This window comes from Sphingomonas sp. UYEF23 (assembly GCF_040546165.1).
Classification (GTDB): domain Bacteria; phylum Pseudomonadota; class Alphaproteobacteria; order Sphingomonadales; family Sphingomonadaceae; genus Sphingomonas; species Sphingomonas glacialis.
On record NZ_JBEPNG010000004.1, the window covers coordinates 271572 to 290445 of the forward strand.

An 18874-nucleotide genomic window follows, 5' to 3' on the forward strand; every position below is an offset into this window, starting at 1 on the left:
CGCGGTTGGAAGGATGCGCATATTCTATGCGCATTGGAGGTGTCCGATGACTCGAGTCCGTGAAGATCGCGCCGCGTTTCGACGACCAACCAATCTGTCGCTCGACGAGCAATTGGTTGCAGATGCAAAGGCGCTCGGGATCAATGTCTCACGCGCATGCGAAGTCGGGCTGGATGCTGAAATCCGGGCGGAGCGCAATCGCCGCTGGAAAGAAGAGAATCTCGAGGCGACCGCCGCCTGGGCGGAGTATGTCGAGACATACGGCTTGCCGCTCGAGCGCTATCGTCAATTCTGATGGCGCGTTTCGATGTCTATCGCACGCGGGATTTCGACGACGTTCTGCTCGATTGCCAAGCTGACGTCCTTGATGACTTGCCGACGCGATTCGTGGTTCCGCTTGTCCCCGCAGAGCGAATCAGCCGCATTTACGCGCGGTTGAACCCCGTTCTTTCCTTTTCAGACGGCGACTATGTGATGGCCACGCAATATGCGGCCACTGTCCCGGTCAAGGACCTCGGGAAACGTGTCGCAGCGCTTTCTGCCGAACAGTCCGCCATCATGAATGCACTCGACATGCTGCTGACGGGCTATTGAAATGATCCTCGTCGATCCGCACGCCAGCGAGGCGCTCGGTGCGCGCCTGGCGACGCTCGTCGCACCGGGCGATGTCATCACGCTGTCGGGGACGCTCGGCGCCGGCAAGACCAGCATCGCGCGCGGGCTGCTCGCCGCACTCGGGCTGGTCGGCGAGGCGCCGTCGCCGAGTTTCGCGATCGTCCAGCCGTATGCGCCGCCCGAAGTGCGCTTGCCCGTGCTGCACGTCGATCTGTATCGCATCGATGACGCGCACGAGATCGAGGAACTCGGGCTCGACGAGGCGCTCGCGGATTCGGTGCTGATCGTCGAATGGCCCGAGCGCGCGCCCGGCTGGTGGCCCGAGGCGCTCGCGCTGGCGCTCGAGATGCTGCCCGATGGCACCCGCCGCTTGACAGCCAGCGTGCCCGCTGGCTGGAGGGCGCGATGGCAGCAGATATGATTCCACCCCCGGCCGCGGCGGCATTCCTTGCCGCTTATGGCTGGGGCGGCGCGACAATTCTTCCGGTTGCGGGCGATGCGTCGTTCCGGCGCTATTTCCGCGTGATCGATGGCGCGCGCAGCGCGATCCTGATGGACGCGCCGCCGCCGCACGAGGACCCGCGCGACTTCATCGCGATCGCGCGCTGGCTCGGCGAACACGGCTTTGCCGCGCCGACGATCGATGCGGTCGATCTCGCGCAGGGCCTCGTCTTGCTCGAGGATTTCGGCGACGTGCAGATGCGCGAGACGGTCGATGCCGATGCCGCACGGGCGCCAGCGCTCTACGGCACCGCGATCGATACGCTGGTGCGGCTGCACGGCGTGCCCGCAGCGCCGGTACCGCCCTATGACGATGCGGTGCTGCACCGCGAAGTCGATCTGCTGACGCAGTGGTATTGCCCCGCGGTCGGCGTTACCCCCGATCAGGCGCGCTACGATGCCGCGTGGGACGCGGTTTTCGCGCCCGTGCTCGCCGAACCGGGCGTGACCGTATTGCGCGATTATCACAGCGAAAACCTGATGTTGATCCCGGGCGGAACGGGCGAACGTACGCTCGGGCTGCTCGATTTCCAGGATGCGCTGGTCGGGCATCCGGCCTATGACCTCGTTTCGTTGCTGCAGGATGCGCGGCGCGATGTCGACGAAAGCGTGGAGGCGCAAATGCTGGCGCAGTACAAGGACGCAACGGGGGCGGGTGACGCCTTCGACAGGGCGTATCACGTGCTCGGCGCGCAGCGGAACGCCAAGATCGTCGGCATCTTCACGCGGCTCTGGCAGCGCGACGGCAAGCTCCGCTACGCAGGCCTGTGCCCACGCGTGTGGCGCTATCTCGAGCGCGACCTGGCGCATCCGGCGCTCGCTCCGGTCAGGGAGTGGTTCGACGCAACGCTCCCGGCGGAGCTGCGCGGCGACCCGATGCTGGTCCGCCAGGGCGCCGCGGCGTGATGCGTCCCAAGCGCACGCTGCGCCTGCGGCCCGATTCGAACGCCGCGGTACCGACCACCGCGATGGTGATGGCGGCGGGGCTCGGCACGCGAATGCGCCCGCTTTCGGCGATGCGGCCCAAGCCACTGATCCAGATCGGCGGCACGACCTTCATCGATCATGTGCTCGACCATCTGCGCAGCGCGGGCGTGTCGAAGATCGTCGTCAACGCGCATTACATGGCCGACATGCTCGAGGCGCATCTCGCGGTGAATGCGCACGGGCTCGAGGTGGCGATCTCGGACGAGCGCGGCAAGCTGCTCGAGACCGGCGGCGGGCTGGTCAAGGCGCTGCCGCTGATCGATGCCGACCCGTTCCTGTGCGTCAACACCGATAATATCTGGCTCGATGGCCCGCTCGATTCGCTCAAACTGATGGCGGACGCGTGGGATGATGCGAGCATGGACGTGCTGATGCTGATGATCCCGCAGGCGCGCGCCAACCACAATGCGGGCCTAGGCGATTTCTATCTCGATCCGTTCGGGCGGATCGCGCGGCGCAAGTCGGGGCGGGTGGCGCCCTATGTCTGGACCGGGATCCAGATGCTGTCGAAGCGGCTGATCGTCGATCCGCCGAGCGACGCGTTTTCGACCAACGTTTTCTGGGATCGCGCGATCGAGGCGGGGCGCGCATTCGGCATCGTCCATCAGGGCTTGTGGTTCGACGTCGGCACGCCGGCGGCGATCCCCAAGACCGAGGCGATGCTCGCGGATGGCTGAGGGCCCGCGGCTCTTCACGATCCCCGCGCACCGCGCGTTCGCCGATGCGCTGGCGGCGGGGCTGATCCGACAATTTGGTGGCGATGATCTGGGGCTCGCCAAGGGGCTCGTGCTGCTCCCCAACAACCGCGCCAAGCTCGCGCTGACCGACGCGTTCGTCCGTGCGAGTTCGGGCGGATTGCTGTTGCCGCGACTGGTCGCGATCGGCGATCCCGCGCTCGACGAAGCGATCGGCGCAGCGCTCGATCCGGCGGACGATGGTGATCCGGTGCCGCCCGCGGTCGCGCCGCTCGAACGGCGGATGATCCTTGCGCGACTGGTCGCCGAGGAGCGCGCGCGGGCGGGGCAGCCCGTCGATGCGGCTGAGGCGGTGCGGCTTGCCGGCGATCTTGCGCGCACGCTCGACCAATTGCTCGTCGAGGAGATCGCGCCGCATCGGTTGCGCGAGATCGAGCTCAACGAAGCGATGTCGGCGCATTGGGAACGCGCGCTCGCGCTGTTCGGGATCGCGCTCGACCGCTGGCCCGATGAGCTGCGGCGGCTTGGCCGGGTCGACGCGGCGGCGCGGCGCGCGATGCTGTTCGAGCGACTGACGACGCGCTGGCGCGCCGCGCCGCCCGCCGGTTTCATCTGCGCGGCGGGGGTGATCGACAGCGCGCCCGCAGTGGCGCGGCTGCTGCGCTGCATCGCCGATAGCCCGCGCGGAATGGTGGTGCTCGCCGATCTTGCGACCGGGATGGATGAGGGCGAGTGGCAGGCGCTCGGGCCGCATGCGCCCGATCCGGTGAGCGGCCTTTCGCGCCGCTCGATCGAGACGCATCCGCAATTCCATCTCAAGCTGCTGCTCGAGCGGATGGGCGTCAATCGCGGCGAGTTCCGCACGTGGCGCGACGGCAGCGATCACGACGCGACGATCGCACGCGGCAAGGCGGTGGCGAACGCGCTGTCGGTCGCCGACTATACCGCGCGCTGGACGACGCTCGGCCCCGAGCAACGGCGCCTAGCGGGGATTTCCGCCGCCGAGCTCGCGACGCCGGGCGAGGAAGCGCAGGCGATTGCACTCGCTCTGCGCGCTGCGCTCGAGCCCGAGGCGGGCGAGCTGATCGGCACGCGCACCGCGGCGCTGATTACGCCCGATCGTGGGCTGGCGCGGCGTGTTGCCGCGCATCTCCAGCGTTGGAACATTACCGTCGATGATTCTGCGGGGCGACCGCTGTCGATCCTGCCGCCAGGGACCTTGCTGACCGCGCTCGCCGAGGCGGCGACGCAGCGGTTTGCGCCGCTCGCCTTGCTGACGCTGCTCAAGCATCCGCTGGTGCGCAGCGGAGCGCCGCGTGCGGCGTGGCTGTCGGGGGTGCGGGCGCTCGACCGCGCGTTGCGTGGGCCGCGACCGGCGGCGGGGCTGGCGGGGATCGACGCGCATTTGCGCGAGGCGCGCCACGCGCGCGCTGCGCTCGAATGGTGGCCCGAGGCGCGCGCATTGCTCGCGCCGATCGAACGTGTCTTTGCGCATGGCGCGCAGCCGCTCGGTGCGGTGCTTGAGGCGCTGCGCACGACCGCGCAGGCGCTGTGCGGCGATGCCTTGTGGTCGGGGCCCAACGGGCGCGCGGCGGCGGAATTGCTCAACGAGGCCGAGGCGCATGCCGGCCACGGCCCGCCCACGATCGACCCGGCGAGCCTCGCGGCGTTGCTCAAGACGCTGATGGATGAAGTCGCGGTGCGCTCGCGTCAGGGCGAGCATCCGCGCCTCGCGATCTATGGCTTGATCGAGGCGCGGCTGCAGACCGCCGACATCATGATCCTCGGCGGACTCAACGAAGGGACGTGGCCGGGCCTGCCCGCGCCCGATCCGTGGTTGGCACCGCGGATCCGCGCCGAGCTCGGGCTTCCCGGGCTCGATCGCGGTGTCGGTCTGGCGGCGCATGATCTGGCGCAGGCGCTCGGCGCGCCGACCGCGCTGATCACGCGCGCGCGGCGCGGGGGCACGCAACCGGCGATCGCGTCGCGCTTCTGGCTGCGGTTGCAGGCGCTGGCGGGCGAGCGGTTCGAGCGTGCGACTGCGCTCGAGGGTTGGACGCGCGCGCTCGACGATCCTGGGGTGCATGAGCCAGCCGAGCAGCCCGCGCCGGTGCCGCCGCGCGAGCGCCGGCCCGAGAAGATCGCGGTGACCGATGTCGACCGGCTCAAGGCCGACCCATACGCTTTCTACGCCAAGCGCATCCTGGGGCTCGCGCCGCTCGATCCTGTCGATGCCGATCCGAGTGCGGCGTGGCGGGGGACTGCGGTGCACGACATTCTCGAGCGCTGGGCGAAGGATGACGGCTGCGCGCTTGACCGCCTACATACGCGCGCGCTCGCGATGTTCGAAGGCGCGCATCCGATGCAGCGCGCGCTGTGGAAGCCGCGGCTGATGGAGGCGATCGACTGGATCGTCGCGCAGATGGGGCGCAATTTGGATGAGGGGCGGCAAGTGCTCGCGGTCGAGCAATCGGGGGCGGTGTCGCTTGCAGGCGTGATGCTGACGGGCAAGTTCGATCGGATCGATCGGTTGGCCGACGGGACGCTCGCGGTCATCGATTACAAGACCGGCAAGCCGCCATCGCCGGCAGCGGTGCGCGAGGGGTTCAGTCTGCAGCTTGGGTTGCTCGGGCTGATCGCCGAGCGCGGCGCGTTCGATGCGATTGCCGGCAAGGCGCGCGGGTTCGAATATTGGTCGCTGTCGAAGAAGGGCGATGCGTTCGGGTATGTGACTTCGCCGGTCGATGCGGCGGGGAAGGGCGACAAGGTTTTGCCCGAGGATTTTACGGGCGTTGCGGCGGGGCATTTTTCGGCGGCGGCTGCGGACTGGCTGACGGGGATGCGCGCGTTCGAGGCGAAGTTGCATCCGGAATATGCGCCCTATGCCGAGTATGACCAATTGATGCGGCGGGACGAATGGTATGGGCGTGAGTGAGCTCGGCCTTAGTCTCCTGCTCCCGAACCTTCTTCCTCCCCACCCTGGAAGGGAGGGGCTGGGGGTGGGTTGGCCCGTGGCCGGCGTTGCTTTCCCCCTAAGAGCAACCCACCCCTCGATCCCCTCCCTTCCAGGGAGGGGAGGAGAAGCATGAGCGCCTCCCATAGCCACCGCCCGCTGCCCATCCTCAAGGACCAGCAAGCACGCGCGAGCGACCCCGGCGGCCACGTCTGGCTCTCCGCGTCCGCGGGCACCGGCAAGACGCAAGTGCTCACCGCGCGCGTGTTCCGGCTGCTCCTCACCGGCGTCGATCCCGGCGCGATCCTGTGTCTCACCTTCACCAAGGCGGGCGCGGCCGAGATGGCAGGGCGGATCGGCGATCGGCTCGCCGCCTGGGTGCGGATGCCCGAGCCCGAGCTCGTCTCCGACCTGCAGGCGCTCGGCGAGGATCCGTCGCCGGCGCTCCGCGCGCGAGCACGCACGCTGTTCGCGCGCGTGCTCGATTCGCCGGGCGGCGGGATCCGCATCCAGACGATCCACGGCTTCTGCCAGAGCCTGCTCGCCGCCTTCCCGGTCGAGGCGGGGCTGGTCCCCGGCTTCCGTCCGATCGAGGCGCGCGAGGAAGCGGTGATGGCGCGCGATGCGCTCGCCGAGATGCTCGTCGCTGCCGAGACCGAAGGGCGCGAGGCGCCCGTCGCGACGGTTGGCGCGCTGAGCTTGCGGCTTGGCGAGGGCGAGGCGGAGAAGTTCCTGCTCGCCTGCGCCCGCGCGCCCGCGGCGATGGCCGAGCTGCCGATGGGGGAGGGCGTGCGGCCCTTCATCCGCCGCGCGCTCGATTTGCCGCAAGGCGAGATCGAGGCGGAGATCACCGCCGCATGCAGCGATGACGCGTTCGATGTCGACTCGGTCGCGCGGGTCGCGGCCGCCAACCGTGCTTGGGGCACCGCGACAGGCGGAAACCATGCCGATGTCGCCGAATGCTGGGTCGAGGCCGACCCCGCGATGCGCGCCCAGATGCTCGGCGATCTGATTGGTGTACCCTTCACCGCGAAGCGCGAGCCGCGCAAATATTCGCCCAAGCTGCTCGCCGCCGATTCGGAGTATGCCGATCTCGCGATCGAGATCGGCGAGGCCTGCGCGCATCTGTTGGGCCTGCGCGAGCGCGCGGCTTATGCTGATCTGCTCGCCGATGCGCTGTCGGTCGGGCGCGACTATGCCGTGACCTATGAGCGCGCCAAGCGCCGGCTCGGCGCGGTCGATTTCGACGATCTGATCCGCGCGACGATCAGCTTGCTCGGCCAGCCGGGAATGGGCGAATGGGTGCGCTACAAGCTCGACCAGGCGACCGACCATGTGCTGATCGACGAGGCGCAGGATACCAATCCCGCGCAATGGGCGATCATCCATGCGCTGGTCGAGGAGTTCTTCGCGGGCGAGGGCGCGCAGGATGCGCGCGTCCGCACGCTGTTCACCGTCGGCGATTTCAAGCAGGCGATCTTCGGTTTCCAGGGCACGCACCCGCTTTACTTCGCCGCCGCCGAAAAGAAGCTCGGCACCTTGGCTCGCGATGCGTGGGAAGCCGATGACGAGCAGCGCCGCCAGACCGGCACGATGCGCGCACGGCCATGGCACCGGCTGTCGCTGACGCAATCGTTCCGCTCGACGCGCCCCGTGCTCGAATTCGTCGATGCCGCGATCGAGGCGCTGCCCGAGCCCGGATTGGGCGCGATCGCCGACCGCGAGGTGCATGCGAGCGAAGTGCCGGGGCCGGGCACCGTCACGCTGTGGCCGCTCGTCGTCGCGGGCGGCAGCGACGAGGATGAGGAGAGCTGGATTTCCGATTCGACGCGCGAACTCGCGCGCCAGATCGCGCGAACGATCAAGGGGTGGATCGGCACGCTGATGCTCGAGAGCAAGGGGCGCACCCTGCGGCCCGAGGACATCATGATCCTCGTCAAGCGGCGCGGCGAGCTCGCCTCGCTGATCGTCGCGCGGCTCTATGCCGAGGGCGTGCCGGTCGCGGGCGTGGATCGCTTGCGGCTCAACGCGCCGCTGTCGGTGCAGGATCTGCTCGCCGCGATCCGCTTCGTGCTCCAGCCGGCCGACGATCTTTCGCTCGCCGCCTTGCTTGTCTCGCCGCTGATCGGGTGGAGCCAGGAGCGGCTGATGCTGGCGGCACCCCCGCGCACGGGGAGCCTGTGGCGGCATATCTCGGCGACCGAACCGCGCGAGGACATCGCGCCGCTGTTCGCGATGCTCGCGCGCGCCGATATCGCGACGCCCTACCAGTTCCTCGAGGAGCTGCTGTCGGGCCCGCTCGGCGCGCGGCGCAATCTCGTGCGGCGGCTGGGGCAGGAAGCGCGCGATCCGATCGAGGAACTGCTCAGCGCCGCGCTCGATTTCGAATCGCTCGGCACGCCGTCGCTGCAGCGCTTCCTCGACTGGTTCGATCGCGGCGAGGTCGAGATCAAGCGCGATCCGTCCGCCCCGCTCGATGCGGTCCGCGTGATGACCGCGCACGGTGCGAAGGGGCTGCAGGCGCCGCTCGTCATCCTCGCCGATGCCGCGGTCGATCCGACGCGCTCGCCGCGTTCGACGCTCAACTGGCGTGCGGGCGACATGGCGAACGAACTGCCGGTGATCCGCCCGCGCAAGGGCGAGGCGACCGGGCCGCTGGCCGTGTTGGTCGAGGAGACCGCGGCGCGCGATCTCGAGGAGCATTGGCGGCTGTTCTATGTCGCGGCGACGCGCGCCGAGGAGCGGCTGGTGATCGCGGGATCGGTCGGCCTGCGCGCGCAAGGGATCGCGCCCGAGCAGAGCTGGTACGCCGCCGCCGACCGCGCGATGGCCGCGCTCGGGATCGCGGGCGAGGGCGCGCGCGACTTTGCCGGGCGCGAGCCGCAACGTCCCGTCGCGCCCGATCGCCGCGCGGCGCGCGGGGCAGCGACGCACGAGCCCGTCCCCGACTGGGCGCTGCGCCCCGCACCGCAGGAAGCCCGCCCGCCGCGTCCGCTCGCGCCGTCGTCGCTTGGAGAAGATGCGGTCGCCGATGCGCCGCCGACGCCGACGATGCGCGCCGCCGCCGAGCGCGGGCGGTTGATCCATGCGCTGTTCGAACGCTTGCCCGCGGTCGCGCCCGAGCTGCGGGCGGCGGCGGCGGATCGCTGGCTTGCGCAGGCGGGCGCGGTCGAGGATGCCAAGGACCGCGCGCGGATCATCGCGCCGGTGCTGGCGGTGCTCGATGATCCGGCGCTGGCCGAGCTGTTCGGCCCAAACGCGCTCGCCGAGGCGCCGATCGCCGCGGTGCTGCGCGACGGGTTCGTCGTGTCGGGGACGGTCGATCGGCTGTTGGTGACCCCCGAGCTGATCCGCGTGGTCGATTTCAAGACCGGGCGCGCGGTGCCGGCGGGGCTTGCCGACGTGCCCGCCTATCATCTCAAGCAGATGGCGGCGTATGTCGCCGCGCTCGCGGTGATCTTCCCGCAGCGCCGCGTCGAGGCGGCGTTGCTCTACACCAGCGGGCCGACGCTCCACGCCCTGCCCGACGATCTACTCGCCGCGCACAAGCCAGGCTTTGCGGGCGTGGAGCAAAGCTAGCGTTCGTGCGCTTGAGTGTACCCGGCGCACATCCTATCTCTGCGTTCACACGAAGGAGTTTCACCATGGCGACCAAGAAGATCACCGACGCGAGCTGGGAAGCCGACGTCACCAACGCAACCGGCCCCGTGCTGGTCGATTTCTGGGCGGAATGGTGCGGCCCGTGCAAGATGATCGGGCCGAGCCTCGAGGAAATCTCCGAGGAACTCGGCGAGCAGGTGACGATCGCCAAGCTCAACATCGACGACAATCCCGATGCACCTGGCAAGTTCGGCGTGCGCGGCATCCCGACGATGATCCTGTTCAAGAACGGCGCGCCTGCCGCGACCAAGGTCGGTGCCGAGCCCAAGGGCCGGTTGAAGGCGTGGCTCGAGGGCGAACTCGCCTGAGATCCTATCGCGGGTTAGGCTGTTAGCGCTTTGAAGCGATAGCCTTTTCTGCATATCTTCCCGCCAGCGCGTGAGCCCCACGCGCTGGCGGAGTCGTATCATGATCCTGGCGAAGCGCGCGACCGCGGCCTTCGCGGCGATCCTCCTGCTCGGCGGGTGCGCGACGATCTCGCACGGCACGACGCAAAGCCTTGAAGTGCGCTCGCAGCCGGCGGGGGCCGACGTCAGCACGTCGCTCGGGATCGCGTGCGTCACGCCGTGCACGCTGCGGCTCAAGCGCAAGACCGGCTTCGTCGCGACGATCCGCAAGCCTGGCTATCAGCCGCTTGAGGTTGCCGTCAGCAGCATCGACACCGAGCGGCCGGGCGCCGCTGCCCGTAGTGCGCTGACGACGGGACTGGTCGGCTACCTTGTCGATCGCGGCAATGGCGCGTTGCGCGAACTCAAGCCCAACCCGATCGACGTAACCTTGACGCCCGAGCCGCAACGCTGACGCGTCAGGCGGGTGCCAGGATCTGCCCGATCCGCGGGAAGTGCACCGCGACGCGCCCGACGTGCGGATCCTCGCGCAGCACGACGATCTCGCGCGGCGTCAGGCGCACGAGCGCACCGGCAACCGCATCTGCGCCCGGGTCTTCGGTTCGAACGGTGACGGTCTGGCCCGCTGTGAAGCCGCTGTCGGGCTCGATCAGCTCGATCGCGGTGGGTTCGGCATCGCGCGCAATCACGAGCGCTTCGGCCGCGGATAGGTCGGTCGGCGTACCATGGCCGATGGCGGTGACGCGCTCGAACCACGCGGCGAGGTGTGGCAGGCGGGCGGTGCGCGCGTCCTTCATCCCGAAATTGCCGTGGAACCACAGGTTCATCGCCGCAGCGCAATCGGCATAGCCGGGCGCGTCGCCGCCGAGGAAGGCGCGCCCGTCGCTCAGCGCATCGTCGAGCCGCGTGAGCCAGCCGGTGAATTGCGCGAGCAGATGCGGCGCGGCCTTGGCGATGCGGTCGCGGTCGAAGCCGAACAGTTTCTTGCGGTCCTCGAAGAACGCGTCGGGGATGCGGTCGAGGAACGGCGCCATCGCCGAGCCGACCGCCTGGCTGAAGGTCGCGCCGCCCGCCTGCAGCGCGAGCACCGCGTGCAAGCGACCGAGCGGGGCGGGGAACAGGCTCGGGCCGGGCAGTGCTGCCTCGATCGCCTCGATCGCGATCGCGGTATCGCAATAGATGTCGGCGCCGATCTGCAGCACCGGCGTCTTGCGATAGCCGCCGGTGAGCGGGGTGAGATCGGGCTTGGGCGCGATGTCGGGGATGATCACCGAGCGCCAGGCCGCGCCCTTGATGCCGAGCGCGATCCGCAGCAGCTCGCTATACGGCGAGCGCGGATAATGGTGGAGGATGATCTCGGACATCGGGGCTCTCCTGGTGTGTTTTATCTTTTATCGTTGGTGCTCCCCGGCGAAGACCGGGGCCCGGTTGCGTGCGGCTGATCGTCGTGTGCGGCCCCCGCTATCAAGGCCTTCGCGCCTGGGCCGCGGCCTTCGCCGGGGGGCCGTAACGCGCCTCAGCTGCGATAATCGGCGTTGATCGAGATGTAGCCGTGCGTCAGGTCGCACGTCCAGACCGTCGCCTGACCTTCGCCCAGCCCGATGTCGACGCCGATCTCGATGTCCTGCCCTTTGAGATGCGCCGCGACGGGCGCCTCGTCATAGCCGACCACCGCGAGGCCGCCTTGTGCCACCTGCGTGTCGCCGAAGCGGATCGCGAGGCTATCGCGCTCGGCGGGTTCGCCGGCCTTGCCGACCGCCATCACGACGCGGCCCCAATTGGCGTCCTCGCCCGCGATCGCGGTCTTGACCAGCGGCGAGTTGGCGATGCTGAGCGCGATCGTGCGTGCGCTCGCGTCGCTTTCCGCCCCCGTCACGGCGATCTCGATGAACTTGGTCGCGCCTTCGCCGTCGCGCACGACGAGATGCGCGAGCTGCAGACATAAGTCGGACAGCGCCGCGCGGAAGGCGTCGGCGCCGGCATCCTCGGCGTCGGCGAGCGGCGTGTTGCCCGCCTTGCCGGTCGCGAAGGCGAGCACGCTGTCGCTGGTCGAGGTGTCGCTGTCGACCGTGATGCACGAGAAGCTCGCGCGATTAGCCTCGCCGAGCGCCGCCTGGAGGAAGGCGGGTTCGACTGCGGCATCGGTAAAGATGAAGCCGAGCATCGTCGCCATGTCGGGCGCGATCATCCCCGAACCCTTGATGATGCCGACGAGCGTCACGGTACGCCCGTCGACCACCGCGGTCGTCATCGCTGCCTTTGCGAAGGTGTCGGTCGTGCCGATCGTGTTGGTCGCCTCCTCCCACGTACACGGCGCGGCGGCGAAGGCAGCGTCGAGCCCGGCCTCGGCCTTGTCGATCGGCAGCGGCACGCCGATCACGCCGGTCGAGGCGACGAAGATATCCGACGGCCGGCAGCCGAGCTGCCCCGCCGCGCGCGCCGCGATCGCCTCGACGGCCGCGCGCCCGCGCGCGCCGGTGAAGGCGTTGGCGTTGCCGGCATTCACCACCATCGCGCGCGCCTGGCCGAGCACGAGCGCGGCGCGGCACCATTCGACCTCGGGCGAAGGGCATTTGCTCTGCGTCAGCACGCCGGCGACGCTGGTGCCCGGATCGAGCGTGACGAAAGTCAGGTCGGTGCGCTCCCACGCCTTGTAGCCGGCGCGCGCGACATGCGGCGTGACGCCGGCAATTTGCGGCAAAAGCGGGAAGGGGCGGGCGAGCGGGGAGCGCGGGCTGGTCATGCTGTGCTCTTAGATGCGCTGCTGCGCTGACGCAAAGGGTGGGCGCCGCGTGGAGGGCGGCAAGGTTGGAGCGGGCCAGCGGGGGGATTGGCGGGTCTCTCGGCTAGTCGTATCCTTTCATAGCGTATCCCGGTCGGCTCACGCCGCGATCGTGCACGACGAAGGAGATGGCATGATGTCGGGGGAGGGGAAACGCCGCGAAACGCTGACGATCGCGGTCTGCGGCGTGCTGGGGATCGCTGGGATCCTGGTGCTGAGCGTTGGCATCGCATCAATACGCGATTCGACCGACGATTCGCTCGCCGATCTGTCGCGCGTCCAGGCAAGGCAGTCCGCGCATTCGACCAGGCGCGCAGCCTCGCCCGAGCGCTTGGAAGCGTCCGATCCGAAGGGTCCGGTACCCGTTGGAAATCCAGCGCGTTGGATCACCGCCGATGATTATCCTGTCGCAGCGCTCCACCGCAACGAGCAGGGCAAGGTAGGAGTCGATCTCCAAATTGCCGCCACGGGCAGCGTGGTCGCGTGCCGCATCGGCGAGAGCAGCGGCCATGAGTCGCTCGACCAGGCCGCGTGCCGGGCGCTCCGCAGCCGTGCCCGCTTCGCCCCGGCGCGCGATGCGAACGGCACGCCGATTGCCGCGACCTGGCACCGCAATGTCGTCTGGCGCCTTCCGTCCTGATCGGCGATGGAGACGCGATCTGCTGGACGTGCGCGCGGTTAGTCCCTAGATCGCGCGGAGCCATGCCGTTTCTGCTGCTTCTCTCTGCCCTCCTGACCGCGCTGACCGGCGTGGTAAGTGGCGTGCGACCGGTCGAGATCAGCGCGCAATGCCCGCTGGCCGCCGCGCAGACGCAGCGTCTCGCGGTCGCGGTCGCCCCGTTCGTGATCGGCCATCGGCATTTGCTCGGCGCGTTCGGGCTCACCGACAGCTTTGCGGTTGCCGATTCGCTGCCCGCCCCGCTGTCGGCCGCACCGCGGCTGTATCTGGATCGCCCACGCGCTTGATCCGGCGGCGCTGACCGCGCTCGCCAGCTCTCCATCCTATTCTGCGCAGCCTCGGCGCGCGCGTTCTATCGTACAGGAATTCCCCATGTTTGGTGGCCTTGCCAAAACGCTCTTCGGTTCGTCCAACGACCGCTACGTCAAATCGCTCGGTGCGATCGTCACCAAGATCAACGACTTCGAGCCGACGATCTCGGCGATGTCGGATGAAGACCTGTCGGCGCAGACCGTGCGCTTCCGCGAGCGGCTCGCCGCCGACGAGAAGCTCGACGACCTGCTCCCCGAGGCCTTCGCCACGGTGCGCGAAGCCGCCAAGCGCGCGCTCGGCCAGCGGCATTACGACGTCCAGATGATCGGCGGCATCGTGCTCCACCGCGGCGAGATCGCCGAGATGCGCACCGGCGAGGGCAAGACGCTCGTCGCCACGCTCGCCACCTATCTCAACGCGCTCCCCGGCAAGGGCGTCCACGTCATCACCGTCAACGACTATCTGGCAGCACGCGATGCCGGCTGGATGGCGCAGGTCTACAATTTCCTCGGGCTGACGGTCGGCGTGATCGTGCCGAACCTGTCGGACGAGCAGCGCCACGCCGCCTACGCCGCCGACATCACCTACGGCACGAACAACGAGTTCGGCTTCGATTACCTGCGCGACAACATGAAGTACGATCGCGAATCGATGGTCCAGCGGCCGTTCGCGATGGCGATCGTCGACGAGGTCGATTCGGTGCTGATCGACGAGGCGCGCACGCCGCTGATCATTTCGGGACCGACCGACGACAAGTCCGACCTGTATCGCTCGGTCGATCTCGTCGTGAAGGAACTCGCCGCTGAGGATTACGAGAAGGACGAGAAGCAGAAGTCGATCATCCTCACCGAGGACGGTACCGAGAAGGTCGAGCGGATGCTCGAGAATGCCGGGCTGCTCGAGGGCGCGAACCTTTACGATTTCGAGAACACGCAGGTGGTCCACCACCTCAACCAGGCGCTGCGCGCCAACATGATGTTCAAGGCCGACACCGATTACATCGTCAAGGACGGCAAGGTCATCATCATCGACGAGTTCACCGGCCGCATGATGGACGGGCGCCGCTGGTCGGACGGGCTGCACCAGGCGGTCGAGGCCAAGGAAGGCGTCGACATCGAGCCCGAGAACCAGACGATGGCCTCGATCACCTTCCAGAACTATTTCCGCATGTACCCCAAGCTCGCGGGCATGACCGGCACCGCGGCGACCGAGGCGGCCGAATTCTACGACATCTACAAGATGAACGTGGTGACGATCCCGACCAATGTCGGCGTCAAGCGCGTCGACGAGGAAGACGAATTCTACAAGGACACCGCCGACAAGTTCGCCGCGATCGCCAAGAAGATCAAGCATCACGCCGATCTCGGCCAGCCGGTGCTGGTCGGCACCGTCTCGATCGAGAAGTCCGAGCTGCTTAGCGACTTCCTCGTCAAGGAAGGCGTCGAACATGCCGTGCTCAACGCGCGCCAGCACGAGCGCGAGGCGCATATCGTCGCGCAGGCCGGCCGCGCCGGCGCGGTGACGATCGCCACCAACATGGCGGGCCGCGGCACCGACATTCAGCTCGGCGGCAATCTCGAATTCCTCGTCAATGACGAGCTGTCCGAAATGCCCGAGGGGCCGGAGCGCGAGGCGGCGATCGCCAAGATCAAGGAACAGATCGCGGCCGAGAAGGCCGCGGTGCTCGCCGCCGGCGGGCTGTTCGTGCTCGGCACCGAGCGTCACGAGAGCCGCCGCATCGACAATCAGCTGCGTGGTCGTTCGGGCCGTCAGGGCGATCCCGGCCTAAGCCGCTTCTATCTCAGCCTCGACGACGATTTGCTGCGGATTTTCGGACCCGACACGCTGTTCGCCAAGATGATGCGCAACAATATCGGCGACGGCGAGGCGATCGGCAGCAAGTGGCTGTCGAAGGCGATCGAGACCGCGCAGAAGAAGGTCGAGGCGCGCAACTACGACATCCGCAAGCAAGTCGTCGAATATGACGACGTGATGAACGACCAGCGCAAGGTGATCTACGAGCAGCGCGCCGACATCATGGATGCCGACACCGTCGGCGACGTGGTCGAGGACATGCGCGCCGAGACGGTCAACACGATCGTCGGCGGCGCCTGCCCTCCGGGCACCTACCCCGAGCAGTGGAACATCGAGGGGATGAAGGCGCAGCTCGCCGAGACGCTCAACCTCGAGCCGCAGATCGAGGCATGGCTCGAGGAAGAGGCGATCGACCCCGAGATCATCGAGCAACGTGTCCAGGCGATGGCCGACGAGATGATCGCCGAAAAGGCCGCATCGCTCGATCCCGACACCTGGGTGCGCGTCGAGAAGTCGATCCTCCTGCAGAATCTCGACCATCACTGGAAGGAGCATCTGGCCACGCTCGATGCGCTCCGCCAGGTCGTCCACCTACGCGCGTACGCGCAGAAGACGCCGATCAACGAGTATAAGCAGGAGGCGTTCTCGCTGTTCGAGCGGATGCTCGCCAACATCCGCGAGGACGTGACGCGGACGATCGCGTTCGCGCAGTTCCAGCTCGAACAGGCGCCCGAACTGCCGACGCTGCCCGATTTCATCACGCAGCATTTCGACCCGTTCACCGGCGAGGACGATACCTACGACCAGGACGGCGCGTCGTCGGGCCACATCACGACGCGGCTCGCGCCGCTGTCGATCCCGCAGCCCGATGGCAGCGAGATCGGGCAGGACCCGGCGCAGTGGGAGAGCACGGTCAGCCGCAACGCGCCGTGCCCGTGCGGCTCGGGGCGCAAGTACAAGCACTGCCACGGCGCGGTCTGAACGCGATCCGGCGCGCGCGGGCATGGCGGAATGTTGCCGCTCTCGCGCGCGGGAACGAACCCGTGTCGCCGTGGTTCAGGTTTGGCAGAACAGGGCGACGAGCATGAGCGACGAATTTTCCGATGTGCCGAGCGTCGACACGATCGAGCGCAAGGGCGGTGGCGCTGCGGTGATCGTGACCGGGATGATCATGCTCATCGCGATCGTCGTTGCTGCGGTGTATCTCGTAAACCGCGGCTAGAGCGACATTCGTCGAGCAGCCTGGGTTCACGCGCGATCGACGCGCTTCGACTGGATAAGCGCAGACACCTAAACCATTCCCGTCTCTTGGGCCGGGAAATGGGCTTGCACCCGAAGACCAGGGCAGAAGTGTCGGCGAGTCCACCTTGGACTATGTTTGCACGGACGGGTTTGGGTGAAAGGCCTTAGCGGAGGCAAGCGTCCAATCCGTCGCTCCGCACTACGTTCACGCGCCGGGCGATCGTGTTGCCATGCCGTCGCGTAAAGCCGCGTGGCGCAACCGCCGCGCGTTTCTTGGGCAAAGGCAGCACAGCGGCGATCCGCCCGGCTTCGTCGGCCGACAGTCGCGACGCGTCATGGCCGAAATAGCGATGCGCCGCCGCGTCGACGCCGTAGGTGCCGATCCCCGTCTCGGCGACGTTGAGATAGACCTCCATGATCCGGCGCTTCCCCCAGATCGTCTCGATCAGCAGCGTGAAATACGCTTCGAGGGCCTTGCGCGGATAGCCGCCGCCCTGGATCAGGAAGACGTTCTTGGCGGTCTGCTGGCTGATCGTCGAACCACCGCGGATGCGTCCGCCGCGCGCGTTGCGCGCCATCGCGGTCTCGATCGCGGTGAAATCGAAGCCGTGATGGGCGCAGAACCGCGAATCCTCACCCGCGATCGCGGCACGCGGCATGTTGCGGTCGATGTCCGACAGCGGGCGCCAACTCTTGTCGATCCCATGCCCGCCGAGCGCATCGCCGATCATCGTCAGCGTGATCGGCGGCGGGACGAAGCGGTACACCACCACCATCAGCACCGAGATCAGCAGGAAGGCGACCACCAGTTTGACGATCCAGCCGATCGCCCAACCGATCCAGCCGCGGCGGCGCGGCGTTCTGGTCCGGTTGGAGAGGGGCGCGCGGGATGGCCTGGTGTCGCTCATCCTCGCGTCTTAGGGCGCGGCGGTCAGCGCTGTCCACCACGTGCGGCAAGCACGGCTGCAGCAGCGGCGAGGCCGGTCGCATAGGCGCCGTGCGCGGTCGAGAAATCGTGACGCGAACAGGCCTCGCCAGCAAAGAACAGGCGATCGTCAACCGGGGCGGCGAGCACCGCACGTTGGCCTGCGGCACCGACCCGCGCGTGCGAATAACTCCCGTGAATATGCGGTGCGTGCCGCCAGCGGGTGCGGCCGAGCGGTGTCAGTTTGGCGCGCCAGTCGCTGCCGAGCAGCGCGACCAGCTCGCCGATCGCAAAGTCTTCAGCGGCGCGGTCGTCCGTGTCCTCGAGCATCTCCGCGCAGTCGCCGCCGAGAAAGCCTTCGATCAGCGGCGTACCGAAAGGCGCGAGCCGGTAGCTTGCGGTGCAGGCGCTATGCGGATCGCCGATCAGATGGCCGTTGCGCGGCAGATCGGCATCGGCGACGTGGAGGAAGATCTTGTCGGCGAGCCCGAGCGGCAGGTCGGCGGCGGCGGCGTGCTTCGTGGGGAGCGGGGGATCGAAGCGGATCGCTTCGCGCGCGAGCACGGTGGTGGGCACAGCGACGATGACATGGCGTGTCTCGAGCGTGCCGCGATCGGTCTCGACGCGGATGGTAGTGCTGCGATGGTCGATACGCGTGACCACGGTCTGGAGTTGTCGTAGCAAGTCCTGCGCGTGACGCGCGACGAGCGTGCCATAGCCTTGCTCGACCGCCCAATTGTCGTCAGTCGCCGCATCCTCATACGCCGCCCAGTCGTGGAGCGAGACTTCGGCCAGCGGCGCGCCATTGGCATAGCCTGAGATCGCATCGATCATCGGGCGCCAGGGGGCGTCGGAGGCGATGAAATCGCTGAGCGGGCGATCGGGGCCGCTCAGCGCGGCGTGCGCAGTGGTTTCCCAGCGATCCCAGGCGGTGCGATAGGCAGCTTGCTCGGCGCGCGGGAAACCAAGGTCGCGCCATTGTTTGCCCCAGTTGGAAGGGCTGCGATCGACGCTTAGCCCGTATTGCTCGGCAAGCCTCGTCCACGGGTTGCGCCGGGCGGAGTGGAGCCAGCCACAGCCATAATCGACGGTGATGTTCCCCGGCGAAGGCCGGGGTCCAGTCGTGCTGTCGGTCTTCGGCTGGGGCAGACGCTGACTATGTCCGCCTTCGCTACTGGGCCCCGGCCTTCGCCGGGGTGCGGTATCGCGTGGGAGGGGAAGCGCTACGCTATGCGCCCGACCACCCATGCGGTCCCCCGCCTCGAGCAGCAGCACGTCGAGCCCGGCATCGTGCAGCGCGCGCCCGGCGGCGATGCCAGCGGCACCGGCACCGACGATAATGACATCGGCGCCGGCCATGC

General features: G+C 68.2%; 17 protein-coding genes. 13 read left to right on the forward strand and 4 right to left on the reverse strand.

What is annotated here, in order from left to right:
- The first annotated feature begins 46 nt into the window (after positions 1-46).
- The 9 genes from ABIB28_RS10180 (at position 47) to ABIB28_RS10220 (ending at position 10212) form a co-directional block, all read left to right on the forward strand.
- Positions 47-295 carry a type II toxin-antitoxin system CcdA family antitoxin gene (locus ABIB28_RS10180; RefSeq protein ID WP_133186763.1) on the forward strand — a complete coding sequence of 83 codons (249 nt, stop codon included), beginning with the start codon at positions 47-49 and terminating at the stop codon, positions 293-295.
- Complete coding sequence (locus ABIB28_RS10185; protein ID WP_133186765.1) at positions 295-594, forward strand: CcdB family protein; 300 nt, start codon at positions 295-297, stop codon at positions 592-594. Before ABIB28_RS10180 ends, ABIB28_RS10185 begins: the two co-directional genes overlap by 1 nt.
- 1 nt (position 595) lies before the next feature.
- A complete protein-coding gene (tsaE, locus tag ABIB28_RS10190; RefSeq protein WP_354288037.1) occupies positions 596-1036 on the forward strand; it encodes a tRNA (adenosine(37)-N6)-threonylcarbamoyltransferase complex ATPase subunit type 1 TsaE in 441 nt (146 codons plus the stop codon).
- Positions 1033-2022: an aminoglycoside phosphotransferase family protein gene (locus ABIB28_RS10195; RefSeq protein WP_354288100.1), complete on the forward strand. Its 990-nt coding sequence runs from the start codon at positions 1033-1035 to the stop codon at positions 2020-2022. The genes tsaE and ABIB28_RS10195 overlap by 4 nt, the downstream gene beginning before the upstream one ends.
- On the forward strand, positions 2022-2780 hold the full coding sequence (locus ABIB28_RS10200) for a nucleotidyltransferase family protein (protein WP_133191881.1): 759 nt from the start codon (positions 2022-2024) through the stop codon (positions 2778-2780). The genes ABIB28_RS10195 and ABIB28_RS10200 overlap by 1 nt, the downstream gene beginning before the upstream one ends.
- Positions 2773-5733, forward strand: a complete 2961-nt coding sequence (addB, locus tag ABIB28_RS10205) for a double-strand break repair protein AddB (RefSeq protein ID WP_354288038.1) — start codon at positions 2773-2775, stop codon at positions 5731-5733. Before ABIB28_RS10200 ends, addB begins: the two co-directional genes overlap by 8 nt.
- 150 nt (positions 5734-5883) lie before the next feature.
- Positions 5884-9330, forward strand: a complete 3447-nt coding sequence (gene addA, locus ABIB28_RS10210) for a double-strand break repair helicase AddA (protein ID WP_354288039.1) — start codon at positions 5884-5886, stop codon at positions 9328-9330.
- 65 nt (positions 9331-9395) lie between these two features.
- On the forward strand, positions 9396-9719 hold the full coding sequence (gene trxA / locus ABIB28_RS10215) for a thioredoxin TrxA (protein WP_133186775.1): 324 nt from the start codon (positions 9396-9398) through the stop codon (positions 9717-9719).
- 100 nt (positions 9720-9819) lie between these two features.
- Positions 9820-10212, forward strand: a complete 393-nt coding sequence (locus ABIB28_RS10220) for a hypothetical protein (protein WP_354288040.1) — start codon at positions 9820-9822, stop codon at positions 10210-10212.
- Between the two features lie 4 nt (positions 10213-10216).
- Here ABIB28_RS10220 and ABIB28_RS10225 read toward each other — a convergent pair whose 3' ends face one another.
- Positions 10217-11122, reverse strand: a complete 906-nt coding sequence (locus ABIB28_RS10225; RefSeq protein WP_354288041.1) for a glutathione S-transferase family protein — start codon at positions 11120-11122, stop codon at positions 10217-10219.
- Between the two features lie 152 nt (positions 11123-11274).
- The gene (argJ, locus tag ABIB28_RS10230; protein WP_354288042.1) at positions 11275-12501 is read right to left on the reverse strand and encodes a bifunctional glutamate N-acetyltransferase/amino-acid acetyltransferase ArgJ; all 1227 of its coding nucleotides are present in this window, start codon (positions 12499-12501) and stop codon (positions 11275-11277) included.
- 151 nt (positions 12502-12652) lie between these two features.
- Here argJ and ABIB28_RS10235 point away from each other — a divergent pair, with 151 nt between their 5' ends.
- The 4 genes from ABIB28_RS10235 to ABIB28_RS10250 all read left to right on the forward strand — a co-directional run bounded on the left by ABIB28_RS10235 (position 12653) and on the right by ABIB28_RS10250 (position 16568).
- Positions 12653-13180 (forward strand): energy transducer TonB, encoded by a 528-nt coding sequence (locus tag ABIB28_RS10235; RefSeq protein WP_354288043.1) that lies wholly within the window; start codon positions 12653-12655, stop codon positions 13178-13180.
- Between the two features lie 62 nt (positions 13181-13242).
- A complete protein-coding gene (locus tag ABIB28_RS10240; RefSeq protein ID WP_354288044.1) occupies positions 13243-13506 on the forward strand; it encodes a hypothetical protein in 264 nt (87 codons plus the stop codon).
- Positions 13507-13591: 85 nt separating this feature from the next.
- Entirely contained in the window at positions 13592-16327 is a 2736-nt protein-coding gene (gene secA / locus ABIB28_RS10245) for a preprotein translocase subunit SecA (protein ID WP_354288045.1), read from the forward strand.
- Positions 16328-16430: 103 nt separating this feature from the next.
- Entirely contained in the window at positions 16431-16568 is a 138-nt protein-coding gene (locus ABIB28_RS10250; RefSeq protein ID WP_165954432.1) for a hypothetical protein, read from the forward strand.
- Positions 16569-16752: 184 nt separating this feature from the next.
- Here ABIB28_RS10250 and mtgA read toward each other — a convergent pair whose 3' ends face one another.
- Both mtgA and ABIB28_RS10260 read right to left on the reverse strand, forming a co-directional pair.
- Positions 16753-17496: a monofunctional biosynthetic peptidoglycan transglycosylase gene (gene mtgA / locus ABIB28_RS10255; protein WP_354288046.1), complete on the reverse strand. Its 744-nt coding sequence runs from the start codon at positions 17494-17496 to the stop codon at positions 16753-16755.
- Positions 17497-17519: 23 nt separating this feature from the next.
- On the reverse strand, positions 17520-18872 hold the full coding sequence (locus ABIB28_RS10260) for a flavin monoamine oxidase family protein (protein WP_354288047.1): 1353 nt from the start codon (positions 18870-18872) through the stop codon (positions 17520-17522).
- Between the last annotated feature and the right edge of the window lie 2 nt (positions 18873-18874).

Coding starts and splice junctions, on each gene's coding strand:
- ABIB28_RS10240 (WP_354288044.1), top strand. CDS start 13,243: ATGCCGTTTCTGCTGCTTCTCTCTGCCCTCCTGACCGCGCTGACCGGC.
- ABIB28_RS10200 (WP_133191881.1), top strand. CDS start 2,022: ATGCGTCCCAAGCGCACGCTGCGCCTGCGGCCCGATTCGAACGCCGCG.
- ABIB28_RS10250 (WP_165954432.1), top strand. CDS start 16,431: ATGAGCGACGAATTTTCCGATGTGCCGAGCGTCGACACGATCGAGCGC.
- addB (WP_354288038.1), top strand. CDS start 2,773: ATGGCTGAGGGCCCGCGGCTCTTCACGATCCCCGCGCACCGCGCGTTC.
- tsaE (WP_354288037.1), top strand. CDS start 596: ATGATCCTCGTCGATCCGCACGCCAGCGAGGCGCTCGGTGCGCGCCTG.
- trxA (WP_133186775.1), top strand. CDS start 9,396: ATGGCGACCAAGAAGATCACCGACGCGAGCTGGGAAGCCGACGTCACC.
- ABIB28_RS10180 (WP_133186763.1), top strand. CDS start 47: ATGACTCGAGTCCGTGAAGATCGCGCCGCGTTTCGACGACCAACCAAT.
- mtgA (WP_354288046.1), bottom strand. CDS start 17,496: ATGAGCGACACCAGGCCATCCCGCGCGCCCCTCTCCAACCGGACCAGA.
- ABIB28_RS10260 (WP_354288047.1), bottom strand. CDS start 18,872: ATGGCCGGCGCCGATGTCATTATCGTCGGTGCCGGTGCCGCTGGCATC.
- argJ (WP_354288042.1), bottom strand. CDS start 12,501: ATGACCAGCCCGCGCTCCCCGCTCGCCCGCCCCTTCCCGCTTTTGCCG.
- ABIB28_RS10225 (WP_354288041.1), bottom strand. CDS start 11,122: ATGTCCGAGATCATCCTCCACCATTATCCGCGCTCGCCGTATAGCGAG.
- addA (WP_354288039.1), top strand. CDS start 5,884: ATGAGCGCCTCCCATAGCCACCGCCCGCTGCCCATCCTCAAGGACCAG.
- ABIB28_RS10185 (WP_133186765.1), top strand. CDS start 295: ATGGCGCGTTTCGATGTCTATCGCACGCGGGATTTCGACGACGTTCTG.
- ABIB28_RS10195 (WP_354288100.1), top strand. CDS start 1,033: ATGATTCCACCCCCGGCCGCGGCGGCATTCCTTGCCGCTTATGGCTGG.
- secA (WP_354288045.1), top strand. CDS start 13,592: ATGTTTGGTGGCCTTGCCAAAACGCTCTTCGGTTCGTCCAACGACCGC.
- ABIB28_RS10220 (WP_354288040.1), top strand. CDS start 9,820: ATGATCCTGGCGAAGCGCGCGACCGCGGCCTTCGCGGCGATCCTCCTG.